22 protein-coding genes are annotated in these 24644 nt (G+C 70.6%); 8 read left to right on the top strand and 14 right to left on the bottom strand.

Annotated elements, in window-relative coordinates; translation table 11 throughout:
• Nucleotides 1-44: 44 nt before the first annotated feature.
• The gene (locus tag QFW96_RS16860) at nucleotides 45-1067 is read right to left on the bottom strand and encodes a LacI family DNA-binding transcriptional regulator (protein WP_281456616.1); all 1023 of its coding nucleotides are present in this window, start codon (nucleotides 1065-1067) and stop codon (nucleotides 45-47) included.
• A 198-nt stretch (nucleotides 1068-1265) separates the two neighbouring features.
• Between QFW96_RS16860 and QFW96_RS16855 the strand changes: the two genes are divergently transcribed.
• Together QFW96_RS16855 and QFW96_RS16850 are read left to right on the top strand one after the other, a co-directional pair.
• Nucleotides 1266-2708, top strand: coding sequence for an Nramp family divalent metal transporter (locus QFW96_RS16855; protein WP_281456615.1), 1443 nt, complete (start codon nucleotides 1266-1268; stop codon nucleotides 2706-2708).
• Between the two features lie 5 nt (nucleotides 2709-2713).
• Nucleotides 2714-3037: a hypothetical protein gene (locus tag QFW96_RS16850; protein WP_281456614.1), complete on the top strand. Its 324-nt coding sequence runs from the start codon at nucleotides 2714-2716 to the stop codon at nucleotides 3035-3037.
• 102 nt (nucleotides 3038-3139) lie between these two features.
• On the opposite strand, the gene QFW96_RS16845 is transcribed toward QFW96_RS16850, so the two are convergent.
• Nucleotides 3140-3457 (bottom strand): putative quinol monooxygenase, encoded by a 318-nt coding sequence (locus QFW96_RS16845; protein ID WP_281456613.1) that lies wholly within the window; start codon nucleotides 3455-3457, stop codon nucleotides 3140-3142.
• 23 nt (nucleotides 3458-3480) lie between these two features.
• Nucleotides 3481-4497 (bottom strand): LacI family DNA-binding transcriptional regulator, encoded by a 1017-nt coding sequence (locus tag QFW96_RS16840; RefSeq protein WP_281456612.1) that lies wholly within the window; start codon nucleotides 4495-4497, stop codon nucleotides 3481-3483.
• A gap of 132 nt (nucleotides 4498-4629) precedes the next feature.
• On the opposite strand from QFW96_RS16840, the gene QFW96_RS16835 reads away from it, so the two are divergent.
• A complete protein-coding gene (locus tag QFW96_RS16835) occupies nucleotides 4630-5967 on the top strand; it encodes an NAD(P)H-dependent oxidoreductase (protein WP_281456611.1) in 1338 nt (445 codons plus the stop codon).
• Nucleotides 5964-6845 carry an NAD(P)-dependent oxidoreductase gene (locus QFW96_RS16830; RefSeq protein WP_281456610.1) on the top strand — a complete coding sequence of 294 codons (882 nt, stop codon included), beginning with the start codon at nucleotides 5964-5966 and terminating at the stop codon, nucleotides 6843-6845. The genes QFW96_RS16835 and QFW96_RS16830 overlap by 4 nt, the downstream gene beginning before the upstream one ends.
• 83 nt (nucleotides 6846-6928) lie before the next feature.
• Here QFW96_RS16830 and QFW96_RS16825 read toward each other — a convergent pair whose 3' ends face one another.
• The 4 genes from QFW96_RS16825 to QFW96_RS16810 form a co-directional block, all read right to left on the bottom strand.
• The gene (locus QFW96_RS16825; protein WP_281456609.1) at nucleotides 6929-7951 is read right to left on the bottom strand and encodes a Gfo/Idh/MocA family protein; all 1023 of its coding nucleotides are present in this window, start codon (nucleotides 7949-7951) and stop codon (nucleotides 6929-6931) included.
• A gap of 25 nt (nucleotides 7952-7976) precedes the next feature.
• Nucleotides 7977-8843 carry a sugar phosphate isomerase/epimerase family protein gene (locus QFW96_RS16820; protein ID WP_281456608.1) on the bottom strand — a complete coding sequence of 289 codons (867 nt, stop codon included), beginning with the start codon at nucleotides 8841-8843 and terminating at the stop codon, nucleotides 7977-7979.
• Nucleotides 8844-8867: 24 nt separating this feature from the next.
• A complete protein-coding gene (locus QFW96_RS16815; protein WP_281456607.1) occupies nucleotides 8868-10283 on the bottom strand; it encodes a sugar porter family MFS transporter in 1416 nt (471 codons plus the stop codon).
• A gap of 101 nt (nucleotides 10284-10384) precedes the next feature.
• Complete coding sequence (locus QFW96_RS16810; RefSeq protein ID WP_281456606.1) at nucleotides 10385-11335, bottom strand: TIM barrel protein; 951 nt, start codon at nucleotides 11333-11335, stop codon at nucleotides 10385-10387.
• Nucleotides 11336-11517: 182 nt separating this feature from the next.
• Here QFW96_RS16810 and QFW96_RS16805 point away from each other — a divergent pair, with 182 nt between their 5' ends.
• On the top strand, nucleotides 11518-12546 hold the full coding sequence (locus QFW96_RS16805) for a LacI family DNA-binding transcriptional regulator (protein ID WP_281456605.1): 1029 nt from the start codon (nucleotides 11518-11520) through the stop codon (nucleotides 12544-12546).
• Between the two features lie 4 nt (nucleotides 12547-12550).
• Here QFW96_RS16805 and QFW96_RS16800 read toward each other — a convergent pair whose 3' ends face one another.
• The 5 genes from QFW96_RS16800 to iolC are packed head-to-tail and all read right to left on the bottom strand — an operon-like array spanning nucleotide 12551 to nucleotide 18684.
• The gene (locus QFW96_RS16800) at nucleotides 12551-14044 is read right to left on the bottom strand and encodes a CoA-acylating methylmalonate-semialdehyde dehydrogenase (RefSeq protein WP_281456604.1); all 1494 of its coding nucleotides are present in this window, start codon (nucleotides 14042-14044) and stop codon (nucleotides 12551-12553) included.
• A gap of 9 nt (nucleotides 14045-14053) precedes the next feature.
• Entirely contained in the window at nucleotides 14054-15916 is a 1863-nt protein-coding gene (gene iolD / locus QFW96_RS16795; protein ID WP_281456603.1) for a 3D-(3,5/4)-trihydroxycyclohexane-1,2-dione acylhydrolase (decyclizing), read from the bottom strand.
• Nucleotides 15913-16806: a 5-deoxy-glucuronate isomerase gene (gene iolB, locus QFW96_RS16790; RefSeq protein ID WP_425524766.1), complete on the bottom strand. Its 894-nt coding sequence runs from the start codon at nucleotides 16804-16806 to the stop codon at nucleotides 15913-15915. Before iolB ends, iolD begins: the two co-directional genes overlap by 4 nt.
• Nucleotides 16807-16819: 13 nt before the next feature.
• Complete coding sequence (locus QFW96_RS16785; RefSeq protein WP_406689948.1) at nucleotides 16820-17728, bottom strand: Cgl0159 family (beta/alpha)8-fold protein; 909 nt, start codon at nucleotides 17726-17728, stop codon at nucleotides 16820-16822.
• Nucleotides 17725-18684 (bottom strand): 5-dehydro-2-deoxygluconokinase, encoded by a 960-nt coding sequence (gene iolC / locus QFW96_RS16780; protein WP_281456600.1) that lies wholly within the window; start codon nucleotides 18682-18684, stop codon nucleotides 17725-17727. Before iolC ends, QFW96_RS16785 begins: the two co-directional genes overlap by 4 nt.
• A gap of 153 nt (nucleotides 18685-18837) precedes the next feature.
• Here iolC and QFW96_RS16775 point away from each other — a divergent pair, with 153 nt between their 5' ends.
• The 3 genes from QFW96_RS16775 (at nucleotide 18838) to allB (ending at nucleotide 21812) form a co-directional block, all read left to right on the top strand.
• Nucleotides 18838-19608 carry a GntR family transcriptional regulator gene (locus QFW96_RS16775; protein ID WP_281456784.1) on the top strand — a complete coding sequence of 257 codons (771 nt, stop codon included), beginning with the start codon at nucleotides 18838-18840 and terminating at the stop codon, nucleotides 19606-19608.
• Between the two features lie 95 nt (nucleotides 19609-19703).
• Nucleotides 19704-20357, top strand: coding sequence for a GntR family transcriptional regulator (locus tag QFW96_RS16770; RefSeq protein WP_406689946.1), 654 nt, complete (start codon nucleotides 19704-19706; stop codon nucleotides 20355-20357).
• Nucleotides 20358-20456: 99 nt separating this feature from the next.
• The gene (gene allB / locus QFW96_RS16765; protein ID WP_281456599.1) at nucleotides 20457-21812 is read left to right on the top strand and encodes an allantoinase AllB; all 1356 of its coding nucleotides are present in this window, start codon (nucleotides 20457-20459) and stop codon (nucleotides 21810-21812) included.
• Between the two features lie 256 nt (nucleotides 21813-22068).
• Here allB and QFW96_RS16760 read toward each other — a convergent pair whose 3' ends face one another.
• Both QFW96_RS16760 and QFW96_RS16755 read right to left on the bottom strand, forming a co-directional pair.
• Nucleotides 22069-22788 carry an aspartate/glutamate racemase family protein gene (locus QFW96_RS16760; protein WP_281456598.1) on the bottom strand — a complete coding sequence of 240 codons (720 nt, stop codon included), beginning with the start codon at nucleotides 22786-22788 and terminating at the stop codon, nucleotides 22069-22071.
• A gap of 36 nt (nucleotides 22789-22824) precedes the next feature.
• Nucleotides 22825-24306, bottom strand: a complete 1482-nt coding sequence (locus QFW96_RS16755; protein ID WP_281456597.1) for an NCS1 family nucleobase:cation symporter-1 — start codon at nucleotides 24304-24306, stop codon at nucleotides 22825-22827.
• Nucleotides 24307-24644: the final 338 nt, after the last annotated feature.

Here is a 24644-nt window from a genome sequence, read left to right as displayed (position 1 = left end):
TCGTGGGTGTGGGGAAGTTTTCATGAAAACCTCCCCACCCCAGGTCACGCGACAGGACCGATGCTGGGACGGATCACCAGTTCGCTCGGGAGGCGCTTCTCCCTGCGCCGCAGTCGCTCCGGCGAGTTCAACCGGGTGTTGAGCATCTCCACGGCGTGCTTGGCCAGGTCGTCGAGGCGATGCCGGACCACCGTCAACGGCGGCGAGGTCAGCGCCGTCCACTCGGCGTCGTGGAACACGACGACCGAGAGTTCCTCCGGCACCGAGATTCCCGCAGCGCGCAGGTGCGTGACCACGCTGGCCGACACAGCGGTGTTGCCGACGATCAGGGCGGTCGGCGGTTCGGGCAACGCGAGGACTCCGGACAGCGCCGAGTCGGCCTCGACGTGGCGGAAGGCGAGCTCGACGATCAGGGACTCGTCCTCGGTGACACCGCGTTCCCGCAACGCGCGCCGGTAACCGGCGATGCGCTCGCGGCCGGTCGAGGTCGTGCTCGGACCGCTGAGCAGCGCGATCCGCCGGTGCCCTCGTTCGACGAGCGCCGTGGTCGCCGAGTGCGCGGCGTGCTCGTTGTCCATCCCGACCACGTCGATGCCCGGGATGCGATCGATGAACCGGTCGACGAAGGTCAGCTCGACGCCGAGCTCGCGCATGTGCCGCCACGCCGAGGCGTTCTCGGTGCCCGGTGCCGCGATCACCCCGCCCACCCGCTTCTGCAGCAGCAGCTCGATGCTCTTGAGCTCCATCGCCGGGTCTTCCTGCGTGGTGGTCAGCAGCACCCCGAGCCCGGCGTCCGCGGCGTGCCGGACGATGTGATCCGCGAGCTGGGAGAAGAACGGGTTGGCGACGTCCGCCAGGACCAGGCCGATCGTGTTGGTGGTGCGGGTGCGCAGTTCACGCGCGGCGCTGTGCGGTCGGTAGCCGAGCTCCGAGATGGAGGCGAGCACCCGTTCCCGGGTCCGTTCGGACACCGAGCCGTTGGCGTTGACCACGCGGGAGACCACACCGGGCGAGACGCCCGCGTGCTCCGCCACGTCCTTGACCGTGGGTTCACGACCTCGCGCCATGGTCCCCTCTCTCGTCGGGTTCGGGTCCGCTCGCGCCAGCCTATGGGTTGACAGCGCAGCGGCCGGATGACACAAAGTACAACGTTGCACTCGGAGTATAACGTTATACATGACTGACGAAGGAGTCAGCATGCACGGCATCGGAGTCACCCGACCGCCCTCGGCAGCAACGGGATTCGTCGCAGCGGAGGTGCGGAGATGAGCACGCAGGACGCCGGTCTGCCCGCAGAGCAGGCGCGATTGCCGGAAGTACCCCCGGAACTGGCCAAACGTCGGCTCAGCTTCGGGACGATCGTGAAGTTCTTCGGCCCCGGGGCCATCATCGCCTCGCTGACCGTGGGCAGCGGGGAGACCGTGCTGGCCTCGCGGATGGGCGCGGTCTTCGGCTTCGCGGTGCTGTGGGTCGTCGTCGTGGGAGCCGTGGCCAAGGCGGCCGTCATCTACTCCTCCAACCGCTACATCGTGCTCACCGGGGAACATCCGATGCGCGGCATGGCACGGGTGATCCCGGGACCGCGCGGGTGGTTCCCGATGCTCATCGGCGCGCTCGCGGTCCTGTCGTTCCCGTTCGTGGCCAGCGCCCTGGCCTCGGGGATCGGCGGATACCTCAACCGGGTGGCCGGTGGTCCGGCCATCGCCTGGGGCCTGATGCTGCTCGTGCTGGCTGCGGCGATCGCCTGGTTCGGCTGGTACGCGCTGCTGGAACGCGCGCAGATCGCCATCGTCGCGCTCAAGGTCAGCCTGGTCGTCGTGGCGGTGTTCGCGGCCGATCCGCAGTGGCTGGAAGTGCTCGCGGGCTTCGTGCCGCAGCCCTTCGCCTACGAACCGTTCGTGCACGTCGAATACCCGGACATCGCCGCCGAGTCGGCGTGGGTGGAAGCCGTGGTGTTCATGGGCGGGCTCGGCGGCGGGATGTACGACTACATCGGCTACGCCGGGCTGATGCGCGAGAAGCGCTGGGGCGCGCTGGGACTGCCGGGCCGCGCGGACGACGTCCCGGTCGTGGAGCCGCTGTCGCTGCCCGACACCGACGAGGAGCGCCGCCGCGCGCGGGGGTGGTCTCGCGCGCCGCTGGGCGACGTGGTGCTCAGCTTCGCCACGATGGCCCTGACCGCGGTCGCGTTCATCATCACCGGCAAGGAGATCCTCGGCGCCGCGCACAACGTGCCCAGCGGCAACGACGTCCTGACCTACCAGGGCGATGTGCTGGGCGTGATCCACCCGGTCTTCCAGTACTTCTACATCGTCGCGATCATCATGGTCTTCCTGGGCACGATGTACGCGATCTGGGAGGTCTACACCCGCACCACGCACGAGTCGCTGTCCGCGGTGTCCGAGCGCGTGCACTCCGGTGGCGTGGCTCGGACGCGGCGCTGGGTGTACGGCTACGTGCTGGTCGGCGGCATCGCGCTCATCCTCACCGGCGGTGATCTCGTGAAGCTCATCAGCCCGGCCAACATCGTCGGCGGGACGGTCGCGGTGGGCGCCTACGGCTTCGGCCTGCTCGTCCTGGAGAAGCGGGTGCTCCCGGCGCGCTTCCGGATCGGCCGCGCCGGCCGGGCGCTCATCGCGGCGTCCTCGTTCGTCCTGCTGGTGGCCGGCCTGATCGCGCTGGCCCAGTACGTGGGGTTGGTCCGATGAGGACGATGACACCGGGGTACGCGATCGGCGCGGGCTGCTTCCTCCTGCTCGCCGGGTTCCGGTTGTCCGAGGGCTCGTGGGTGTGGGCGCTGGTGTTCACCGTCGCCGCGGCTTGCCAGGTCTACCTGGGGCTGCGGGCCGCACCGGCCACCGCACCCCGGCCGACGGCTGCCGCGACCGACCGCGAGCAGCGCACCTGGCGGTTGCTCGCCGTCTCCTCGTGCGGGCTCACCGCCGGACTCCTGGTCCTCCAACCGGCCCTCAGCCCGATCGCCGCCGCGACCGGCCTGTACTGCCTGTGGAGGCTCACCCACCGGCGTCCCGCCTGACCGTCCCGGGGTGGCACGATTTCAATGGAAACCAGGAATCCGATTTCAATGGAAATCAGATCCACGAGTTCCATGGAAATCGTGCCGCCCGGGAGGTCCGGATCAGAGTCGGCCCTTGGCCTCGTCCCCGCAGGGCAGGGCGGACATCGTCACCACGTCCGGGGCCGACTGGAGCAGGCCGACGACCTCGGCGTTGAGCCGGGCGACGGCGTCGGCGCGCTGGTGCGCGGCGAGCAGCTCCCGGGATTCCCACCGCTCGATGAGCACCAGCGTCTCCCCCGGTGCCTCGTGCAGGGCGTAGAGCAGGCAGCCCTGCTCCTCGTGGACGTCCGGGATCACCGATTTCAGAACGGTTTCCAGCTCGTCCCGCTTCCCCGGGACCGGGTGGAACACGGCGGTGACGACGACTTCTCGTGACATTGCGGTCCTCTCGGTGGCGATGCTCATCGGCGTGTTGCGGTGCTCGAACGTTCCAGGAATTCCGCCGGCACGCGCACCCTGCGCGGGGCGGGCGGAAGCTTCTGCCGCATCCGCGCGTGCACCAGGTCCACCGAGTGCAGCGCGAGCATGTCGATGGGCTGGCGGACGGCGGTCAGCGGTGGCCGGATCAGCTCGGTCCACGGGTTGTCGTCGAAGACCACCACCGAGAGCTCGTCCGGAACCGACACCCGGGCCTGCGTGAGCATCCGCAGCACTGCTCGCACCTGGGCCGTGTTGGCGACGACCACCGCTGTCGGCGGTTCGTCCAGGGCGAGCATCTGCGCCATCACGTCGGCACCGGTCTCGCCCCGGAACGGGACGGGCCGCACCAGCCGCTCGTCGAGATCGACGCCGCGTTCGGCCAGCGCTCGCTCGTATCCGCGGACGCGTTCGCTCCCGGTGGTGGTGTCCAGCGGCCCCGGGACGAGCCCGATGCGCCGATGCCCGCGGTCGAGCAGGTGTCCGGTCGCGGTGGCAGCGGATTCGACGTTCTCGATGCTGACGACGTCGACCTGGTCGAGCCCGTCGATGGCGCGGTCGACGAAGACCACCGGCATCTCCAGGTTCGCGAGCTTGTCCCAGTGCTCGACGTTGTGTCCGGTGGGCGTGCCGATCACCCCGCCCACCGAGCGGTCCAGCAGCGTGTTCAGGGCCTGCTGCTCCAGGTGCGGGTCCTCCTGGGTCGTCATGAGCACGACCTGCAGCTCACGAGATCGGGCTTCGGCGACGACGCGGTCGGCGAGGCGGGCGAAGAACGGGTTGGTGAGGTCGGCGAGCAGCAGCCCGATCGTGTCGGGCCGGTCCTGACCGAGCTGGCGGGCGGCCGCCTTCGGCCGGTACCCGAGCTGTTCCACCGCTTCCAGCACCGCGGCGCGCTTGGGCGCCGACACCGGCCCGGTGTCGTTGAGGACGCGGGAAACCACGGAAACCGACACGCCCGCGCGTCCGGCGACGTCGCGAATGGTCGCCGCTTTCTTCATCGCCCCTCCTCCACAGGACTGCTCGGACCCTAGTCCACGGCCGCCGGTCCCCATCCAGCCGTTGACACCCGGGAAACCGTGGTGGTACAAAACTGGAACCGTTACCACATGCTATCAGCTGGGGAGTTTCCGGTGAACTTGCACGATTTGCTGCTGGCCCGCGAGAACGACGGCAACCCGATCCGCGTCGGCGTCATCGGCGCCGGCCGGTACGGCACGATGTTCCTCGCCCAGGTCCGGAACACCCCGGGAATCCGGGTCGCGGCCATCGCCGACATCAACCTGGACCGGGCCCAGCAAGCGCTGAAGCTGGTCGACTGGCCGCAGGACGCGGTCACCGCGGACGTCGACGAGGCGCTCTCCGGCGACCGCACGGCCGTGGTGGCCGACGCCGCCGCGCTCTTCCGCGAGGACATCGACGTGATCGTGGAAGCCACCGGCAACCCGATCGCCGGTGCCGCGCACGCCCTGCGCGCCTTCGACTCCGGCCAGCACGTGATCATGGTGACGGTCGAGGGCGACGCGCTCGCCGGTCCGGCCCTGGCCAAGCGCGCGGCCGAACGCGGGCTGGTGTACTCGCTGGCCTACGGCGACCAGCCCGCGCTGATCATGGAGCTCGTGGACTGGGCGCGCACCTCCGGATTCGACGTGGTGTGCGCGGGCAAGGGAGCCAAGTACCTCCCCCACTACCACGAGATGAACCCCGACAACGTCTGGGAGCACTGGGAGTTCTCCCGGGAGCTCACCGATTCCGGCCAGCTCAACCCCTACATGCACACGGCGTTCCGGGACGGGACGAAAGCCGCCATCGAGATGGCCGCCGTCGCCAACGCGGCCGGGTTGACCCCCTCGGACGACGGCCTGACCTTCACCCCCGGCGACCTGGAGGAGATCGCCACGGTCTGCCGCCCGAAGGCGGCGGGAGGAGTGCTCGCCCACGAGGGCTCGGTGGACGTGATGTCGAGCGTGACCCGCGACGGCGAGTGGATTCCGCACAACACGCAGGAAGGCGTGTTCGTCGTCGTCAAGGCGACCAACGACTACGTCTCCGGCTGCTTCTCCGAGTACCCCTGGCACCCGGACCCGTCCCAGCGCTACGCGGCGCTCTACCGCCCCTACCACTACGTGGGCCTCGAACTGGGGATCTCCATCGCCAACGCCGTGCTGCGCGGAGTGCCGACCGGCGCGCCCAAGGGGTTCTTCGGCGACGTGGTCGCCACCGCGAAGAAGGACCTGCGCGCGGGTGACGAGCTCGACGGCGAGGGCGGTTACTCGGTGTGGGGCAAGCTCATCTCGGCGCGCGAGTCGGTCGAACGCGGCGCGCTGCCGATCGCGCTGGCCCACCACGTGCGGCTGCGTCGCGACATCCCGAAGGGGGCGACCCCGACCGTGGCCGACGTCGAGCTCGACGAGCGGTTCGACCAGGTGCTGGAACTGCGCCGGGAGACCGTGGAGCTGCTGGGCCGATGACTCCGTCCGACGAGGTGTCGCTGCTCGGGCTCGGCCCGATGGGCGAACCGATGGCGGCGAACCTGATCCGCGAACTGGGCTCGCTGACGGTGTGGAACCGGACGCCGGAACGCGCCGAGCGGGTCGTCTCGCTCGGCGCCCGGCAGGCCACGACGCCCGCCGAGGCCGCTGTCGACGTCGTGCTCACCGTGCTGCCGGACCTGCCGCAGGTCGAAGCCCTGCTCCCGGGCCCCGGAGGGCTGCTCGCGGGGTGGCGCGCCCGCGACGTCACGCGACCGGTACTGGTCGTGCACGGCACCGTCTCCCCGGTGGCGGTGCGCGAGTTCGCCGCTCGCCTCGCCGCGGAGCACGGCGTGCGGGTCGTGGACGCACCGATGAGCGGTGGTGTGCCCGGCGCAGAACGCGGTGAGCTGAGCCTGATGATCGGCGGCGACGAGTCCGCGGTGGAATCGCTGGCGCCGGTGTTCGACGCCGTGGCGCGAACCGCGGTGCGGATGGGCGGGACCGGGTCCGGTCAACTCGCCAAGGCGTGCAACCAGATCGTGGTCGCCGGAACGATCGCCGCGCTCTGCGAGGCGCTGACCTTGGCGGAACTGCACGGCTTGTCCAGGGCCGACCTGCTGACCGCGCTGGGCGACGGGCTGGCCGGCTCGGAAGTGCTGCGGCAGAAGGCCGAGCGCTGGCTCAGCGGTGACTACAGCGGCGGCGGCAGCGCCCGCAACCAGCTCAAGGACCTCGTCTTCGCCCGCGACGCGGCCGACGACGCCGGAGCCCCCTCCGACGTCGTCGACCTGCTGCTCGCCCAGTTCGACCGCGTGGTCCGCGCGGGCGACGGCGACCTCGACCACTCCGCCCTGCTCCGCACGATCACCCGCTGACCTCGGTCCCCTCTCGCACCGAGGGCGGGTTCCACCGCGACCACCTCACGTCCCGACGTAGGTGACGGGAGCGGGGTGTCGGGTCAGCGGGCGTAGAAGTCGGGGCGCTCGGCGAGGTCGACTTCCGCCCTGGTGGCGGTGGTTTGGGCTCGCACGCCCGCTTCGCAGGCGGCGGCCGCGGCGTAGCCGTCCCAGGTGGTGGCCGCGGTGGGGTCGGTGCGGCCGTGCCGGGCCGCGTCGGCCCAGCGCTGGAACTCGCGGTCGAAGGCGGCGCCGAAGCGGTCGCGGAAGTCGTCGCTGATCGTGCCGCCCCAGTTCCCGGAGCGGTGGACCAGCGGGCCGCCGTCGGCGCCGATGAGGGCGGTGCCCCGCTCCCCGACGGCCTCGCAGCGGACCTGGTAGCCGAAGCCGCAGTTGACGAAGATCTCGACGTCGACCAGTGCGCCCGAAGTGGTTTCCACGGTGACCACCTGCGGGTCCAGCAGCCCGTCCGGGGCCGCGGAACTCGACCGCGGAGCGCGGACGGTGACCGCCGCGATCTCGCTGCCGAGCAACCAGCGGGCGGTGTCGAACTCGTGCACCACCGAGTCGTAGATCATCATCTCGCTGGTGAACCCGGGCGGTGTCGCGGCGTTGCGGTGCACGCAGTGCAGCATCAGCGGTGCGCCCAGCTCACCCGCGTCGAGCAGCCGCTTGAGCTCGGCGTACTCGGCGTCGAAGCGGCGCATGAACCCGACCTGCACCAGGTGCTTCCCGCGGGCCTCCTCGGCTTCCACCACGCGCAGCGAGGACTTCGCGTCCGGCGTCAGCGGCTTCTCGCACAGCACCGGCACACCGCGCTCGATGGCCGCGAGCAGCAGCGGCTCGTGCACCGAGCCGGGCGAGGCGATCACCAGGGCGTCCACGGCGGAGTCGTCGACCACCTCGAAGGCGTCGGCGGTGGCGCGGGCGCCGAAGCCGCCCGCGACCTGCTGCGCCCGGTCCAGGTCGGGGTCGGCGACCGCGGCCAGCCGCGCACCGCTGATGCGCTCGTGGATCCGCAGCGCGTGATCGGCGCCCATCTTGCCCGCGCCGATGAGCCCGACGCGAAGTTGCTGTTCCTGCACGGGTTTTCCCTTCCTCTGGTGGCTTTCAGCGCTTGAGCTCGCGGGTGATGCGGTCGAGCATGAACGTCGACGACTCCACGGCGCGGTCCTCCCAGGCGAACACGCAGGCGGTGGCGATGCCGTCGAAGTTCATCTCGCGCAGCGTCGAGAAGAACGCGTCCCAGTCGACCTCGCCCTGGTCGATGTCCAGGTGCTGGTGGATGCGCGCGGGCGTGCCGGGCGGGTTGAGGATGTAGCGCAGCCCGGAGGACGCCTTGTGGTTGAACGTGTCGGCGATGTGCACGTGGGTGAGCTTGTCGCCGGCGTAGCGCAGCATCGCCGGGATGTCGGCTCCGGTGTCCTCGCCGGAGAGGTGGAAGGTGTGCGGCGCGCAGTACAGGTAGTTCACCCACGGCTCGTTGATCGCCCGCACCAGATCGACCGCGGGCGCGTTGACCTCGCAGAAGTCGTCCGGGTGGGCTTCCAGGTTCAGCGCGATGCCCTCGCGCTCGAACACCGGCAGCAGCTCCTCCATCGACCGCCAGAACGCCGCCTCGCTCTCGGCGGGCCGTTCCGGGCGGCCGTTGAACTCGGAGTTCATCTGCGTGCAGCCGAGCTCGGCGGTCACCTCGATCATGCGCTTCCAGTACCGCACCGCCGCCTGGCGCTCGGTCTCGTCCGGGCCGGACCAGCGGTAGAGCGGCAACACGCTGGCCAGCCCGACTCCGGTCTCGCGCAGGGCGGACTTGAGCTCGGCGACCCGCTCGTCGTCGGCGCGCGGGTGCAGGAAGAAGGGCATGAAGTCGTCGCGCGGGGACAGCTCGATGTGCTCGTAGCCGATGTCGGCGACCGTGCGCACCATCTCCCGGATCGGGAGCGCGCGGAACATGTGCGGATCGATTGCGATCTTCATGGGAGGTCCTCAGCGGAGAAGGGTTCAGGAGTAGCGGACGCGCAGCTCGGTTTCGAGCGTTTCCAGGGACTTGCCGCGGGTTTCCGGCACGAACTTGGCCACGAACGCGATGGCCAGCACCCCGACCGCGACGAACACCAGGAACGTGGTGGCGATGCCCAGCGCGTCGACCAGGATCGGGTAGGTCAGACCCACCAGGAAGTTCGCCGCCCACAACGTCAGGCTGGCCAGGCCGAACGCGAAACCGCGCATCTTCAGCGGGAAGATCTCCGAGAGCATCAACCACGTGACCGGTGAGGTCGCTCCCTGCTGGAACGCCAGGAAGGTCACGGTCAGCGCCAGCACCAGGACACCCCGCAGCAGCCCTTCGGGCATCGTCATCGACACCACCGCGAGGAGCAGCAGCGCGGTGGCCGTGCCCGCCTGACCGATCAGCAGCATCGGCCTGCGGTTGATCCGGCCGAGCAGGTAGATGCCGACGAAGGTGGCCAGCACCGAGATCACGCCGTTGGCGATGTTGGCGACGATCGCGCCGTTGGCCGAGAAACCGGAGCTCTTCAGGATCTGCGTGCCGTAGTACATGATCGTGTTCACGCCGCTGACCTGCTGCACCACGGCGATGCCGATGCCGACCACCAGCAGCCGCCGCACCCACGGCACCTTCAGGTCGGCCCAGCCCCCGGCTCGCTGCTGCTGGTCCTGCTCGGCCAGGCGCCGCACCTCGGCGAGCTCGGACTCGGCGCGCTGGGCGGTGCGGACCTGCCGCAACACCTCCAGGGCTTCGCCGAGCCGTCCCCGGGAGGCCAGCCAGCGCGGGCTCTCCGGCATCACCAGCATCCCGAACCACAGCACCACGGCGGGCAGCGAGGCGATGACCAGCATGTAGCGCCAGACGTGCGCGGATTCGCCGAGCGCCCCGGCGATCGCGGCGTTGAAGGTGAACGCCGCGAGCTGACCGCTGACGATCATCAGCTCGTTCTGCGTGACCAGCCGACCCCGCCGTTCCGCGGGCGAGATCTCGGCCAGGTAGGTCGGCACGGTCACCGAGGCGCCGCCGACGGCCAGGCCGAGCACGAAGCGGGCGATGACCATGAACGTGGCGCTGGGCGCGAAGGTGCAGGCCAGCGCACCGACGAGGAAGATCGCGGCGAGCCAGAGGATGATTCGCCGCCTGCCTCGCTGATCGGCGAGCCTGCCCGCGGCGAAGGCGCCGATCGTCGCGCCGAGCAGCAGCGAGCTGGTCACCAGACCTTCGGTGAGCGGGGTCAGCCCCAGATCGGACTGCATGTACGGCAGCGCACCGTTGATGACGCCGGTGTCGTAGCCGAACAGCAGACCGCCGAAGGTCGCCACGACGGTGATGACCTTCAACCTCCGGGACTGGGCCCCGGATCTCGGTTCGGTGGCAGGAGCGGGCACGTCGCTGTGCACATCGGACATTCGAACGGACTCCTTCGTAGGACGCCCAAAGGGGCGCACTGCAAACCTCTGGGTGCGAGAACCGCAGTTCCCGTCGGGGCGAGCACCGCCCCGGGTGGTGGTCAGCGGTGCTCGGGGCGGCGGGTTCCGGTGAGGCCGCATCCGCCGAGGTATTCGCGGGTGCGCACGGCGATGGGCATCGGCACGTCCGGTGCGCACGGGTAGAGGTCCTGCTCGACGATCACGAACAGCTCCGCGTCCAAGGTGGACAGTTCGCGCACGACCTCGCCGGGGTCGGGCACGCCGGCCGGGGGTTCGACGCACACGCCGCGCTGGACGGCCTCGCCGAACGACAGGCCCTCGGCGGAGACCTGCGCGAGCACCTCGGGGTCCATCTGCTTGATGTGCACGTAGCCGATGCGCTCGGCGAACCGCCGGATCAGGTCGAGGTTGTCGCCGCCGCCGTAGGCCACGTGCCCGGTGTCCAGGCAGAGGTTGGCGTAGCGGGAGTCAGTGGCGTCGAGGAACCGCTCGATCTCCGGCTGGGTCTGGATGTGGCTGTCGGCGTGCGGGTGCAGGCACAGCCGGACGTCGTGCTCCTCCAGCAGGATCTTGCCCAGCTCGTCGGCGGCCGATCCGAGCGCGCGCCACTGGTCGGCGCTCAGCTGCGGGGATTCGGTGAAAGCGCCCGTCTTCTCGTCCCGGAACATCGGCGGGATGAACACCAGGTGGTGCGCGCCGACGGCGGCGGTCAGCTCGGCGACCGCGCTCACCTCGGCGAGCATCCGCTCCCACTCCTCCGGCCGGTGCAGCGCGCCGAAGGTGGTGCCGCCGGAGACCTGCAGGCCCCGGGAGCCGACCTCGTCGGCGAGCCGCTGCGGGTCCAGGGGCAGGTAGCCGGGCGGACCGAGCTCCAGCCAGCGGTAGCCCGACTCGACGAGCTCGTCGAGGAAGCGGGTGTAGGGCACCTGGTGCTCGTCCTCGGGGAACCACACGCCCCAGGAGTCGGGGGCGGAACCCAGGCAGAGGTTGCCCGCGACGGTGCGCGGGGTGGTCTCGGACGTCGCTGTCATCGAACCCTCCTCGGTCCGGCGTGGTCGCCGGTGCGTCTCAATCGCCGGGATCGGCGAGAGGTCAGGTCTGGCGCGCGCCGACTAGCGCGCTCTAGTCTCGAACACTATGTTGGCGGTCACATCAATATGTCAAGACGTTCTGGCAAAGTCATTCGGCTTTCGAATGGGGCAGGATCGGCGACGTGATCGACGAACCCGCACGCCCTGACGGCACCGGCGGCCGACGGCCCACGATGGCCGACGTCGCCCGCGCCGCAGGGGTTTCCCGCGCGCTGGTCTCGCTGGTGTTCCGCAACAAGCCGGGCGCGGGCGAGGAGACCAGGCAGCGCGTGCTGCAGGCCGCGGACCGGCTCGGCTACCGGCCGGACACCGCGGCCCGGATGCTGGCCAGCCACCGCAGCCGCACGCTCGGCGTGATGCTGACCGTGCACCAGCCGTTCCAGGCCGACCTCGTCGAGGCGATCTACCCGGAGGCCGAACGGCTCGGCTACGAGGTCCTGCTGTCGGCCACCGCGCCGTCGCGCGACGAGGCGAAGGCGGTGGAAGCGCTGCTCAGCCACCGCTGCGAGGCGCTGATCCTGCTCGGCCCGCGCGCCGCGGCGGACCTGCTCGACGAGTGGGGGCGCCGGGCCGTGGTCACGGCGATCAACGCGCGCGAGGAGTCCACCCGGATCGACAACGTGCGCACCGCCGACGAGGCCGGTGTCCAGCAGGCCGTGGACCACCTGGTCGACCTCGGACATCGCGAGATCGTGCACGTCGACGGCGGCGACGAGCCCGGATCCGCCGAACGCCGCGCGGCCTACCGGAAGGCGATGGACGCGCGCGGTCTCGGCGAGCGCGCGCGGGTGCTCGCGGGCGCGCACACCGAGCAGGCCGGGCAGGACTCCGCCCGCCGGCTGCTCGACGAGGCGGAGCCGCCGACCGCCGTGCTGGCGAGCAACGACCGCTGCGCGCTGGGCGTGCTGCGCGCGTTCGCGCTCGCCGGCGTCGACGTTCCCGAGCGGGTCTCCCTCGTCGGCTACGACGACAGCCACGTCTCGCACCTGGCGTCCGTCGCCCTCACCACGATCCGCCAGGACGCCGAGCAGATGGCCCAGCACGCCGTGCGGCTGGCGGTCGAACGACTCGACGATCCCGCGCGCGCTCCGCGAGAGGTGGTGCTGGACCCCAAGCTGGTCTCCCGGGGCAGCACCGCCCCTCCGCGGTGAGCCCTCAGCCGTTGCTGGGGAAGCCGAGGTCGACGCCGCCGTCGCCGGGGTCCGGCCAGCGGGTGGTGATGACCTTGCCCCGGGTGTAGAAGTGCACCCCGTCGTTGCCGTAGACGTGGTGGTCGCCGAACAGCGAGTCCTTCCAGCCGCCGAAGGAGTGGTAGCCCACCGGCACCGGGATCGGCACGTTCACGCCGACCATGCCGGCGCGCACCTCCAGCTGGAAGCGCCGGGCCGCGCCGCCGTCGCGGGTGAACAGGGCGGTGCCGTTGCCCCACCGGGAGCGGTTGATCAGCGCCAGCGCCTCCTGGTAGTTCTCCGCGCGCACGACCGCCAGGACCGGGCCGAAGATCTCGTCGGCGTAGACGTCCATGTCCGGGGTGACCCGGTCGACGAGGCTGACACCGGTGAAGAACCCGCCCTCGTGGCCCTCGACGACCAGTCCGGTCCCGTCCACCACGACCTCGGCGCCCTGCTCGCGGGCCCGGGGCACGTAGGAGGCGACCCTGTCGCGGTGCTCGGCGGTGATCAGCGGGCCCATCTCGGAAGCCGGGTCGTCGCCCGGCCCGATGGTCAGCGCGCGGGCCCGGTCGGCGATCTTGCCGACGAGCTCGTCGCCGATCGGTTCGACGGCCACCACCACCGACACCGCCATGCAGCGCTCGCCCGCGCTGCCGTAGGCCGCCGACACCGCCGCGTCCGCGGCCTGGTCCAGGTTCGCGTCGGGGAGCACGAGCATGTGGTTCTTCGCACCGCCCAGCGCCTGCACCCGCTTGCCGTGCGCGCTCGCGGTGTCGTGGACGTGCTTGGCGATCGGGGTGGATCCGACGAAGCTGACGGCCTCGACGTCGGGGTGCTCCAGCAACCGGTCCACGGCGGTCTTGTCGCCGTGAACGAGGTTGAGCACGCCGTCCGGAACGCCCGCCTCGTGGGCCAGTTCCACCAGCCGCAGCGTCGCCGACGGGTCCTTCTCGCTCGGCTTGAGCACGAAGGTGTTGCCGCAGGCCAGGGCCACCGGGAACATCCACATCGGGACCATGGCCGGGAAGTTGAACGGGGTGATGCCCGCGACCACGCCGACCGGCTGGCGGATCGACTCCACGTCCACGCGGGTGGAGACCTGGGTGGAGGTCTCGCCCTTGAGCAGCTGCGGGATGCCGCAGGCCAGCTCGACGATCTCCAGACCGCGCGCGACCTCGCCGAGCGCGTCCGAGTGCACCTTGCCGTGCTCGGCGGTGATCAGCTCCGCGATCTCGTCGCGGTGGGCGTGGACGAGCTCCCGGTAGCGGAACATCACCTGCGTGCGCTTGGCCAGCGACGCGGTCCCCCACGGCTCGAAGGCCTTGGCGGCCGCCGAGACCGCGGTGTCCACTTCGGACACCGAGGCGAGCGGGACCTGCCCGGTGGCCTCGCCGGTGGCCGGGTTGGTGACCGTGCCGCGACGGCCGGAGGTGCCGTCGGCGTGCTTGCCGTCGATGAAGTGCTGGATGGTCTTCACTGCTTCCTCTCACAGGTGGTGGCGGCGCGCTGCCGCCTGGTCCTCGTAGCGCTTGCGTGCCTCGCGGGTCGATTCGCGGGTGGCGACCTCGGCGACCGGGACGTCCCACCACGCCTCGGGCGGCAACTGGGCCTTGGCCGGATCGGTTTCGACGTGGACCGCCGTGGGGCGGGGGTCCTCCCGGGCGTCGCGGAGGGCTCGGCGCAGCTCGTCGTTGGTCTCGGCCCGCAGGACCCGCATGCCCAGGCTCTCGGCGTTGGCCGCGAGGTCGACGGGCAGCGGCGCGCCGGTGAAGGTGCCGTCGTCGGTGCGGTAGCGGTAGGCGGTGCCGAACCGCTCACCGCCGACCTTCTCCGACAGGCCGCCGATGGAGGCGTACCCGTGGTTCTGGACCAGCACCAGGTTGATCTTGATGCCTTCTTGAACGGCGGTGACCAGCTCGGTCGGCATCATCAGGTAGGTGCCGTCGCCGACCAGCGCGAACACCTCGCGCGACGGATCGGCCAGGCGGGCACCGATCGCGGCCGGGATCTCGTAACCCATGCAGGAGAAGCCGTACTCGACGTGGTACTGCTGGGGGTCCTTGGCGCGCCACAGCTTGTTGAGGTCCTCGGGCAGCGAACCGGCCGCGTTGATGACCACGTCCCGCTCGCCCAGGACCTCGTCGAGCGCTCCGATCACCTCGGCCTGACCCGGGCGTTGGTCCCCGGCGCCGCGCGTGACCGAGTCGACGACCTCGGCCCACCTCCGCGCCCCGGCCCTGGCCCGTTCGGCGTGCTCGGCGGGAACGCGGTGGCCGGACAGGGCCTGCGACAGCTGCCGCAGCGCGGTGCGCGCGTCGCCGATCACCGGTGCGGCGGCCTGCTTGTGCGCGTCGATCGAGGCGATGTTGACGTTGACGAACCGCACGTCCGGGTTCGCGAACAGCGTCCGCGAGGCCGTGGTGAAGTCCGAGTAGCGGGTCCCGACGCCGATGATCAGATCGGCGTCGCGGGCCAGGTCGTCGGACACCTCGGTGCCGGTGTGCCCGATCGAACCCATCGCGCACGGGTGGTCGTGGCGCAGCGAGCCGCGACCGGCCTGCGTCTCGGCCACCGGGACACCGGTGCGCTCGGCCAGCTCGGCCAGTTCCCGCTCGGCTCCGCTGTGGTGCACACCCCCGCCGGCGATGATCAGCGGCCGGCGGGCTCCCCGGATCGCCTCGACGGCGTCCGACACCGACTCCGGGTCGGCGACCGGGCGGTGCACCCGCCACACCCGCTCGGCGAAGAACTCCTCCGGCCAGTCGAACGCCTCGGCCTGCACGTCCTGCGGCAGCGCCAGGGTCACCGCGCCGGTCTCCACCGGGTCGGTGAGCACCCGCATCGCCTCCAGCGCAGAGGGCATCAGCGCTTCGGGCCGCCAGATGCGGTCGAAGTAGCGCGAGACCGGGCGCAGGCAGTCGTTGACCGACACGTCCTTGGCGTGCGGCACTTCCAGCTGCTGCAGCACCGGATCGGCGGGCCGGGTGGCGAAGACGTCGCCGGGCAGCAGCAGCACCGGCAGGTGGTTGATGGTGGCCAGCGCCGCGCCGGTGACCAGGTTCGTCGCGCCCGGCCCGATGGAGGTGGTCACGGCGTAGGTCGACATCCGGTTGCGCTGGCGGGCGAACCCCACCGCCGCGTGCACCATCGACTGCTCGTTGCGCCCCTGCAGGTAGGGCATCCGGTCCCCGGACTCCAGCAGCGCCTGCCCCACACCGGCGACGTTGCCGTGCCCGAAGATGCCCCAGCAGCCCTCGATCAGCCGCTGCCGCACCCCGTCGCGCTCGGTGTGCTGGTTGGCCAGGAAGCGCACCAGCGCCTGCGCGACGGTCAGCCTGCGCGTCGTCATCGTCCCTCCACTTCGGACGGTGCTTGGTAGAGCGGTAGCCGGGCGTCGACCGGCTGATCGGCCCAGGTGCCGCGCACCCACGCGTGCGCGGGGTCGTCGCAGATCAGCCAGGCGCGATCCGGCGAGGGACCCGCCATGACGTTGAGGTAGTACATGTCGTACCCGGGCACCGCCATCGACGGCCCGTGCCAGCCGTCCGGGATCAGCACCACGTCCCCGCTGCGCACCTCGGCGAGCACGTCGGTGGCGCTGTCCGGACCCGACGGGTACACGCGCTGGTAGCCCACACCGGGCGTGCCGTGCGAGTCAGCGATCTCGAAGTAGTAGATCTCCTCCAGCCGCGACTCGCCCTCGCGGTCCTCGTCGTGCTTGTGCGGCGGGAAGGACGACCAGTTGCCCGCCGGGGTCAGCACCTCCACCGCGATCAGCCGGTCGGCCTCGAAGACGTGCGCCGCGCCGAAGTTGTTGACCTGCCTGCTGGCCTGTCCCGCACCCCGCAGCTCCACCGGGACTCCCGAGGCCGGGCCGTAGCGCGCGGGCAGCCGGTTCTCGCAGCGCGCGCCGGTCAGCGCGAACCGGCCACCCGCGGGGCTGCTGATCCGCACCTGCGCGTCCCTGGGCGCGTAGGAGAAATCGGTGACGCCGCCGAACACGCTCGTCCGCCCGGCCAGCTCGAAGGTCTCGCCGTCGCAGGTCACCGAGCAGGAACCGTTGAGCGGCAGCACGATCCACTCGCTGTCGCCGGTGTCGAACGCGCGCGACTCCCCGGCCGACAGCTCCAGCACGCGCAGCGAGGAATATCCCCAGCCGGCCGTTGCCGGGTCGACGAAGGTGCGGTACCCGTCGCGCGCCGATTCTCCGTCGGCGAGGTGAAATCCCTTGTTGCTCACCACTTCTCCCCTCCTACAGCAGGGCGACCGCGGCGTCGACCGCGCCCGCGACGTCGTCGTCGTGCGGGTAGAGCAGGCTCCGGCCCACGACCAGCCCGCGCACGTTGGGCAGTTGCAGCGCCTTGTGCCACCGCTCCTGGGTGGCCGCCGGGTCGTCGGGCACCTCGCCGCCCAGCAGCACCGTCGGCAGCGTGGTGGCCTCCAGTGCGCGTCCGATCTCGTCGAGCTCGTCGACCACCGGCACCTTGAGCCACGTGTAGGCCGAGGTGCCGCCCAGCCCGGAGGCGATCGCGATCGAGCGCGCCACCGCCTCGGCCGAGAGGTCGTTGCGCACCTTGCCGTCCACCCGCCGGGACAGGAAGGGCTCGACCATCGCGATCAGCCCGCGCTCGGCGAGCTCGTTGACGGCGTCGGCCGCGCCCTGCATGGTGTTCAGCGATCCGGGGTCGTCGAGGTCCAGCCGCATCAGCAACTTCCCCGCGTCGAAGCGCATCCGGTGCAGGTCCTCGGCGCGGTGGCCGGTGAACCGGTCGTCGAGCTCGAACGCCGAACCGGCCAGGCCGCCCCGGTTCATCGAGCCGATGACGACCTTGTCCTCCAGCGCCCCGAGCAGCAGCAGGTCCTCCAGCACGTCGGCGGTGCCCAGCACCCCGTCCACGCCCGGGCGTTGCAGCGCGGTGCACAGCCGGTCCAGCAGGTCCGCGCGGTTGGCCATCGCCAGCGGGTTCCCGCCCGCGGCCAGCGCGCCGCGCGCGGGGTGGTCGGCGGCGACGATCATCATGCGGCCGGATTCGCCCAGCAGCGGCCGTCTCGCGCGCAGCGCGGCGGCCTCGGCGATGGCCTCGGGTCGCGTCGCACGCGCGTCGAGCAGTTCGGTGATGTTCAACGGTGACACCCGGATCTCTCCTTCGGCGGTGCTCATGCGCTCAGCGCCGAGTTCTTGGACAGCGTCTCCTCGACCTCGTGCGCGTAGGGCATGGCCGAGGAGCACGCGAGGCGGCCGGCGACCAGCGCGCCGGCCGCGTTGGCGAAGCGCATGGTCCGCTCCAGCGGCCAGTCGTGCAGCAGTCCGTGGCAGAGCGCGCCGCCGAAGGCGTCGCCGGCCCCCAGGCCGTTGACGACGTCGACCGGGACCGGCGGCGCCACGGTCTTCTCCCCGCGGGTGCGCGCGAGGACGCCGTTCGGGCCCTGCTTGACCACCGCCAGCTCCACGCCGCGCTCCAGCAGCCGTTCCGCGGCCTCCTCCGGATCGCGGGTGCCGACGGCGGTCTCGACCTCGTCGAGGTTGCCGACCGCGACCGTGACGTGGGCGAGCGCCTCCTGGTACCAGCGGCGCGCTTCGCCCTGGTCCGGCCAGAACATCGGCCGCCAGTCCAGGTCGAAGACCGCGGTGCCGCGCTTGGCCCGGTGGCGCAATGCGGCGAGCGTCGCCGAGCGGCTCGGCTCCTCGGCCAGCCCGGTGCCGGTCATCCAGAAGATGCGGGCGTCGGCGATGGCGCTCAGGTCCAGCTCGTCCTGGTAGATCTCCAGGTCAGGAGCTTTGGGGCGGCGGTAGAAGTACAGCGGGAAGTCGTCCGGCGGGAACAGCTCGCAGAAGGTGACCGGGGTCGGGTACTGCTCGACGGAGCTCACCCACCGGTCGTCGACGTCGAAGCCGCGCAGCGCCTGGTGGACGTACTCGCCGAACGGGTCGGCTCCGGTGCGGCTGATGACCGCGCTGCGGTGGCCGAGACGGGCGGCGGCGACGGCCACGTTGGTGGCGGTGCCGCCGAGGTACTTGCCGAACGTCTCCACCTGCGGCAGCGGAACACCGGTCTGCAGCGGGTAGATGTCGACCCCGATCCGACCCATCGTGATCACGTCGAACGGATCGCTCATCGCAGATGCCCTCCATCGGGACGCGGCCGCTCGCGGCGGCCGGAGCACGGACTCCCCTTGTCTACGTGCGCGCCACATCGCTGTCAAGACTTTGTCAGCACATACGGACTTATTTACGTCGTGTGTTCTTGATATCGTGGCGACGTGACGGCCATGCGACACCGATCCCAGGAACCGCAGTGGGATCCAGCCAGGCAGATCTCGGTCGACCACCACAGCCCGGTCCCGCTGTACTTCCAGGTGGCGAGCCAGATCGAGGAGGCCATCGCCTCCGGCGCGCTGCCGGTCGGCGCGCGCCTGGACAACGAGATCGAACTGGCGGGCAACCTGGGGCTGTCCCGCCCGACCATCCGGCAGGCCATCGGCTCGCTCGTCGACAAAGGACTCGTGGTCCGCAAGCGCGGCGCGGGCACCCAGGTGGTCTTCAACCGCGTCAAGCGCTCGCTGGAGCTGAGCAGCCTCTACGACGACCTCAGCGGCATCGACCAGCACCCCACGACCCGCGTGCTGACCAACGAGCTCTGCCACCCGCCCGAGGAGGCGGCTCGCGCCCTGGGACTGTCCGAAGAGGACGAGGTCCTGCACCTGGAGCGGGTCCGCTACGCGCGCGGCGAGCCGATCGCCCGGCTGCGCAACTACCTGCCCGCCTCGCTGATCACGCCGACCGACGAGGACCTCACCGACCGGGGCCTCTACCAGCTGCTGCGCGCGGCGGGCATCCACCTGCACGCGGCCCAGCAGACCATCGGCGCCCGGACCGCCGCGGACGACGAGGCCGAACTCCTCGACGAGCCCGCCGGGGCCGCGCTGCTGACCATGCAGCGCATCACCCACGACCACACCGGCGCCATCGTCGAGTTCGGCACCCACGTGTACCGGGCCTCCCGCTACAGCTTCGACCTCACCCTCCGCGGGGACACCTGAGGTGCCGGTTCGCGCTTCGGCAACCCACCGAACGACGCAACTGACTCGGCGTGATGCACACTCGTCGGGATGCTGCTGACCGGAAAGGGCGTGTGGTGACCGAAGTGCCCGAGGAGGAACCCCGCGTTCCGCTGCGCGACCAGGTCCACGACGAGCTGCAGGCCCGGATCAGCGACGGCCGGTTGCGGCCCGGCGACCGGATCTTCGAGCAGGAGCTGGCCATCGAGTTCGGCGTCTCCCGCGTGCCGGTGCGCGAGGCGATCCGGATGCTGCAGAGCGCCGGGATGGTCGAGGTCCGACCGCGGCGGCGCGGCGTGTTCGTGCGCAGCCTGGACCGCCAGCAGCTGGAGGAGCTCTTCGACGTCCGCGAGGCCCTGGAGGCGCTGGCGGCCAAGCTCGCCGCCGAGCGCAGCGAGTCCGCCGACGTCGAGCACCTGGGCGAGCTGGTCGCGCGAGCGCGGGAGGCGTTGGAGTCGCAGGACACCGACGCCATGTCGGAGGCCAACACCGAGTTCCACGACAAGCTCGTCGCGCTGTCCCGCAACGACCTGCTGGCGTCGATGCTCGAACCGCTGCACGGCAGGCTCGCGGCGCTGTTCCGGCTGAACCTGGAGCCCGAGCGGGTCTGCGGCGAGCACGAGGAGCTCTACTCCGCCATAGCGGCCGGCGACGCCGAGCGGGCCGCCGAGCTCGCCCGGGGGCACGTGCGCGCGAGTCGCGCGATGGTCCTCGAACGCATGGTGTTCTGAGCCCCGATCCCACCCTTGACCTGCGGAACTCCCCAGCCGTAAGTTACGTATACATTCGAATATACTTTTGTATCGTGGAACTTCAGGGGAGGTAGCGCGGTGGCTCAGCCTTACGATCTGGTCTTCCGGGCGCAGCGGCTCATCGGGCCGAACGGCGAGACGTCCGGCAGCGTCGGCATCCGGGACGGCCGCATCGCCGCCGTCGACGCGTTCGACGCCGAGCTGGACGCCCACCGGGTCGTCGAGCTCGCCGGCGACGAGGTCCTGCTGCCCGGGCTGGTCGACACGCACGTGCACGTCAACGACCCCGGCCGCGCCGAGTGGGAGGGCTTCGAGACCGCCACCCGCGCGGCCGCCGCGGGCGGCGTGACCACCATCGTCGACATGCCGCTCAACAGCCTGCCGCCGACCGTCGACGTCGACGCGCTGGAGCTCAAGCGCAAGACCGCCGCGGCCAAGGCGCACGTCGACGTCGGGTTCTGGGGTGGCGCGATCCCCGGCAAGCTCGACGAGCTGCGGGGCCTGCACGAGGCCGGGGTGTTCGGCTTCAAGTGCTTCCTGCTGCACTCCGGGGTCGACGAGTTCCCGCCGCTGGACTCCGCCGAGCTCGACACCGCGCTGCGGGAGCTGGCCGGGTTCGACGCGATGATGATCGTGCACGCCGAGGACTCCGAGGCCATCGAGCAGGCGCCGACCCCGCACGGCGAGGACTACGGCGACTTCCTCGCCTCCCGCCCCAAGGGCGCCGAGAACCTCGCGATCGCCCAGGTCATCGAGCTGGCCCGGCGCATCGGCGCCCGCGTGCACATCCTGCACCTGGCCTCCGCGGACGCGCTGCCGCTGATCGCCTCGGCCCGCGCCGACGGCGTCCGCGTCACCGTCGAGACCTGCCCGCACTACCTGAGCTTCACCGCCGAGGAGATCCCCGACGGCGCCACCCAGTTCAAGTGCTGCCCGCCCATCCGCGAGGCCGCCAACCGCGAACTGCTGTGGAAGGCGTTGGCGGACGGCACGATCGACTGCGTCGTCAGCGACCACTCCCCCTGCACTCCCGAGCTCAAGCGCCTCGACATCGGCGACTTCGGCGTCGCCTGGGGTGGCGTGTCGAGCCTGCAGCTGGGCCTGCCGGCGATCTGGACCCAGGCGCGCCAGCGCGGGTACTCGCTGTCCGACGTCGTGACCTGGATGGCGCGCAAGCCCGCCGAACTCGCCGGGATGCGCACCAAGGGTTCCATCGCCGTGGGCAACGACGCCGACCTGTGCGTGTTCGCCCCGGACGACGCCTTCGTCGTCGACGTCGCGAACCTGCAGCACCGCAACCCGGTCTCGGCCTACCACGGCCGCCCGCTGGCCGGCGTCGTCCGCAGCACCTGGCTGCGCGGCACTCAGATCGCCGGCAACGGCACCGACACCACCGCGCCCCAGGGCAAGCTCCTCACCCGCGGCGAGGTGTGAGCGTCACCAGGCGACAGTTCTAGTGAAAACTGTCGCCTCGCGAAGGGGACGATTTCAGCCAAAACCGCCCCCTGCCAACGCTCACTGTGACAACAGCCGTTGGCAGGGGGCAGTTTTAGTGAGAACTGTCCGGACGAAACGGACATGATCATGGGGTGATTCGAGGAAAAACTGTCCCCGCGCGAGGGAGGCACCCCACGCGACCACGAAGCCGGGCCCCGAGGATCGGGTCCCGGCTTCGCCGTGCTCAAGGCCGTCAGGACGGGGGCCAGTTGGTCATCTCCTTGGGGCGCGGGGGCGCGTAGGTGCGGACCTTGGAGGTCTTCAGGCCCAGCCGGACCAGGGACTCCGCGATCGTCACCGCCGCCGTGACGCCGTCGACGACCGGGACGCCGGTGCGCGCCACGACGCGCTCGGACAGTCCCGCCATGCCGCCGCAGCCCAGGCAGATCGCCTCCGCCCGGTCCTCGCGCACCGCGCGGACCGCCTCCTCGGCGATGGCGTCCACCGCCGCCTGCGGGTCGCGCTCCAGGTCCAGCACCGCCATGCCGCTGGCCCGCACCGACGCGCACCGGTCGCTGAGACCGGCCGCGCGCAACCGGTCCTCGATCAGCGGGACCGTGCGGTCGAGGCTGGTCACGACCGAGTAGGTGCGGCCCACGAACTGCGCGGTGGTCGCCGCGGCCTCGGTGATGTCCACGACCGGCACGTCGAAGAGCTCCTGCAGACCCTCCCGGCCGTGCTCGCCGTAGCCGGCCTGGATGATCGCGTCGAACGGCTCCGGGTAGGCCTTCACGGCCTCCATCACCGCGATCGCCGCGAGGTAGCTCTCGTAGTTGCCCTCGACCGACTCCGCGCCGAAGGACGGTGTCAGCGGCACGATCTCGGTTCCGGGCGCGGCCACCGAGGCCGCCTGCTCACCGATCGACTCGGTGATGGACTTGGTCGTGTTGACGTTCACGACGAGGATGCGCATGGACTCGACTTTCTCGAAATTGCTTGCAGCGGAGGATCATTCCGCCGCGACGGCGATGGACTCGCCGTCCACGTCCTGGGCGTCGGGCCTGCGGTCGCCGATGACCGCGTAGATGATGGCGCCCAGGATCGCCCCGATGAACCAGGAGAACCCGCCGACCGCGCTGAACGCCGGAACCAGCGCCAGCACCACCGCGATCGCGGCGGCCGGGATGAACGCCCACACCGCCTTGGGGTTGTAGCCACCGGTGTAGTGGTACTCGCCGTCGGCGTTCTCGGTGTAGAGCTCGGGGACGTTCACGCGGGTCTTCCGGATCAGCCAGTAGTCGGCCATGATCACGCCGAACAGCGGGCCGAGCAGAGCCCCGAGACCACCCAGGAAGTAGTTCACCACGACCGGGCTGTCGTAGAGGTTCCAGGGCAGGATGACCAGGCCGATGATCGCGCTGACCAGGCCCGCGCGCCGGAAGTTCAGCTTCTTCGGGAAGAGGTTGACCAGCACGTAGATCGGGGCGACGAAGTTGGCCAGCAGGTTCACCGCGATCGTGAGCACGATCAGCGCGAGCGAGGCCAGCGCCAGCAGGTAGGTGTTGGGGATCGTCTGCACGATGTCGGTCGGGCTGGTGATCACCCGTCCGTTGATCTTGAACTGGGCTCCGCTGAGCACCACCACGATCCCGGCGAAGAACAGCATGTTGACCGGGATGCCGACCAGGTTGCCCACGACGATCGAGCTGCGGCTCTTGGCCGAGCGGGTGAAGTCGCAGAAGTTCAGCACGAACGTGCCGTAGATGACGACCCACAGCGCGGCGCCCTGCAGGATCTGCAGCCACATCGCGCCGCCGGTCAGCGGCTGGGCGGTGGACATCGAGATCGAGAAGTCGGCGCGTGCGAACATCCAGATCGCCAGGCCCAGCATGGTGATCAGCGTCGTCGGCGCGGCCACCGCCATGTACTTGCGGATGACGTGCATGCCGTAGCTGACGATGAGGACCTGCACGGCCCACAGCGCCAGGAACGTGATCCAGCCGAGCAGCGAAAGTCCCAGCACCGACTGGTCTTCCAGCGATTTCAAGCCCGGGAAAATCGCCACGAGCAGCGCGTCGAGCACCGAGGAGGCCAGGTAGGTCTGGATGCCGAACCAGGCGATCGCCACGACGCCGCGCACCGCGGCCGGGATCTGCGCGCCCTTGGTGCCGAAGGCGATGCGGCTCATCACCGGGAACGGCACGCCGGCCTTGTGCCCCATGTAGCCCGACATCGTCAGCAGCAGGAACAGCAGCGCGGAGGCCAGCACGAAGGCGGCCAGGATGCCCCAGACGTTGAGCCCGAGCGCGAACAGGCCGATCGCGAAAGCGTAGTTGCCGAGGCTGTGAACATCGTTGGCCCACAACGTGAAGACGTTGTAGGCGCCCCAGCGGCGGCCGTCCTTCTTCGTCGGCGCGAGGTCGTAGCTGTACAACCGCTCGCTCGACGCGGGAGGGATGTCCAAACCGGACCGGTCGTTCGTGGCAGTCACCAGCCGCCTCCAAAGCCCCCACTCCGCGACATTGCTGGAGTGGATCGAGTTTCGCGATGCGAAAGTATACGTGAGAGTTGGGAAGACCGTAGGCGGTGTTCACGGCCTCGTCAACACTCTCCGGCCGAGCGGCCGAGTGTGATCTCCTCCGCGGCTCCGGGGGCTTCCGCACGGCGTCGGCGTTGCTTATCCTGCACCCGACCCCGCTTTTGTATACATGGATTGTGCAGGTCATGGCCTTGCACTGGGTTCGGGGTTGTCGAGGAGGAGCCAGCTTGAACTCGCCGTCGTACTTCGCGCCTGCCGGTGGGCTGCCGCCGCAGACCGATCTGCTCACC

It is taken from the genome of Saccharopolyspora ipomoeae, assembly GCF_029952525.1.
Taxonomy (GTDB): domain Bacteria; phylum Actinomycetota; class Actinomycetes; order Mycobacteriales; family Pseudonocardiaceae; genus Saccharopolyspora; species Saccharopolyspora ipomoeae.
The sequence above is the reverse complement of the archived record's forward strand: the minus strand, read 5'-3'. Positions and strand labels throughout refer to the sequence as shown.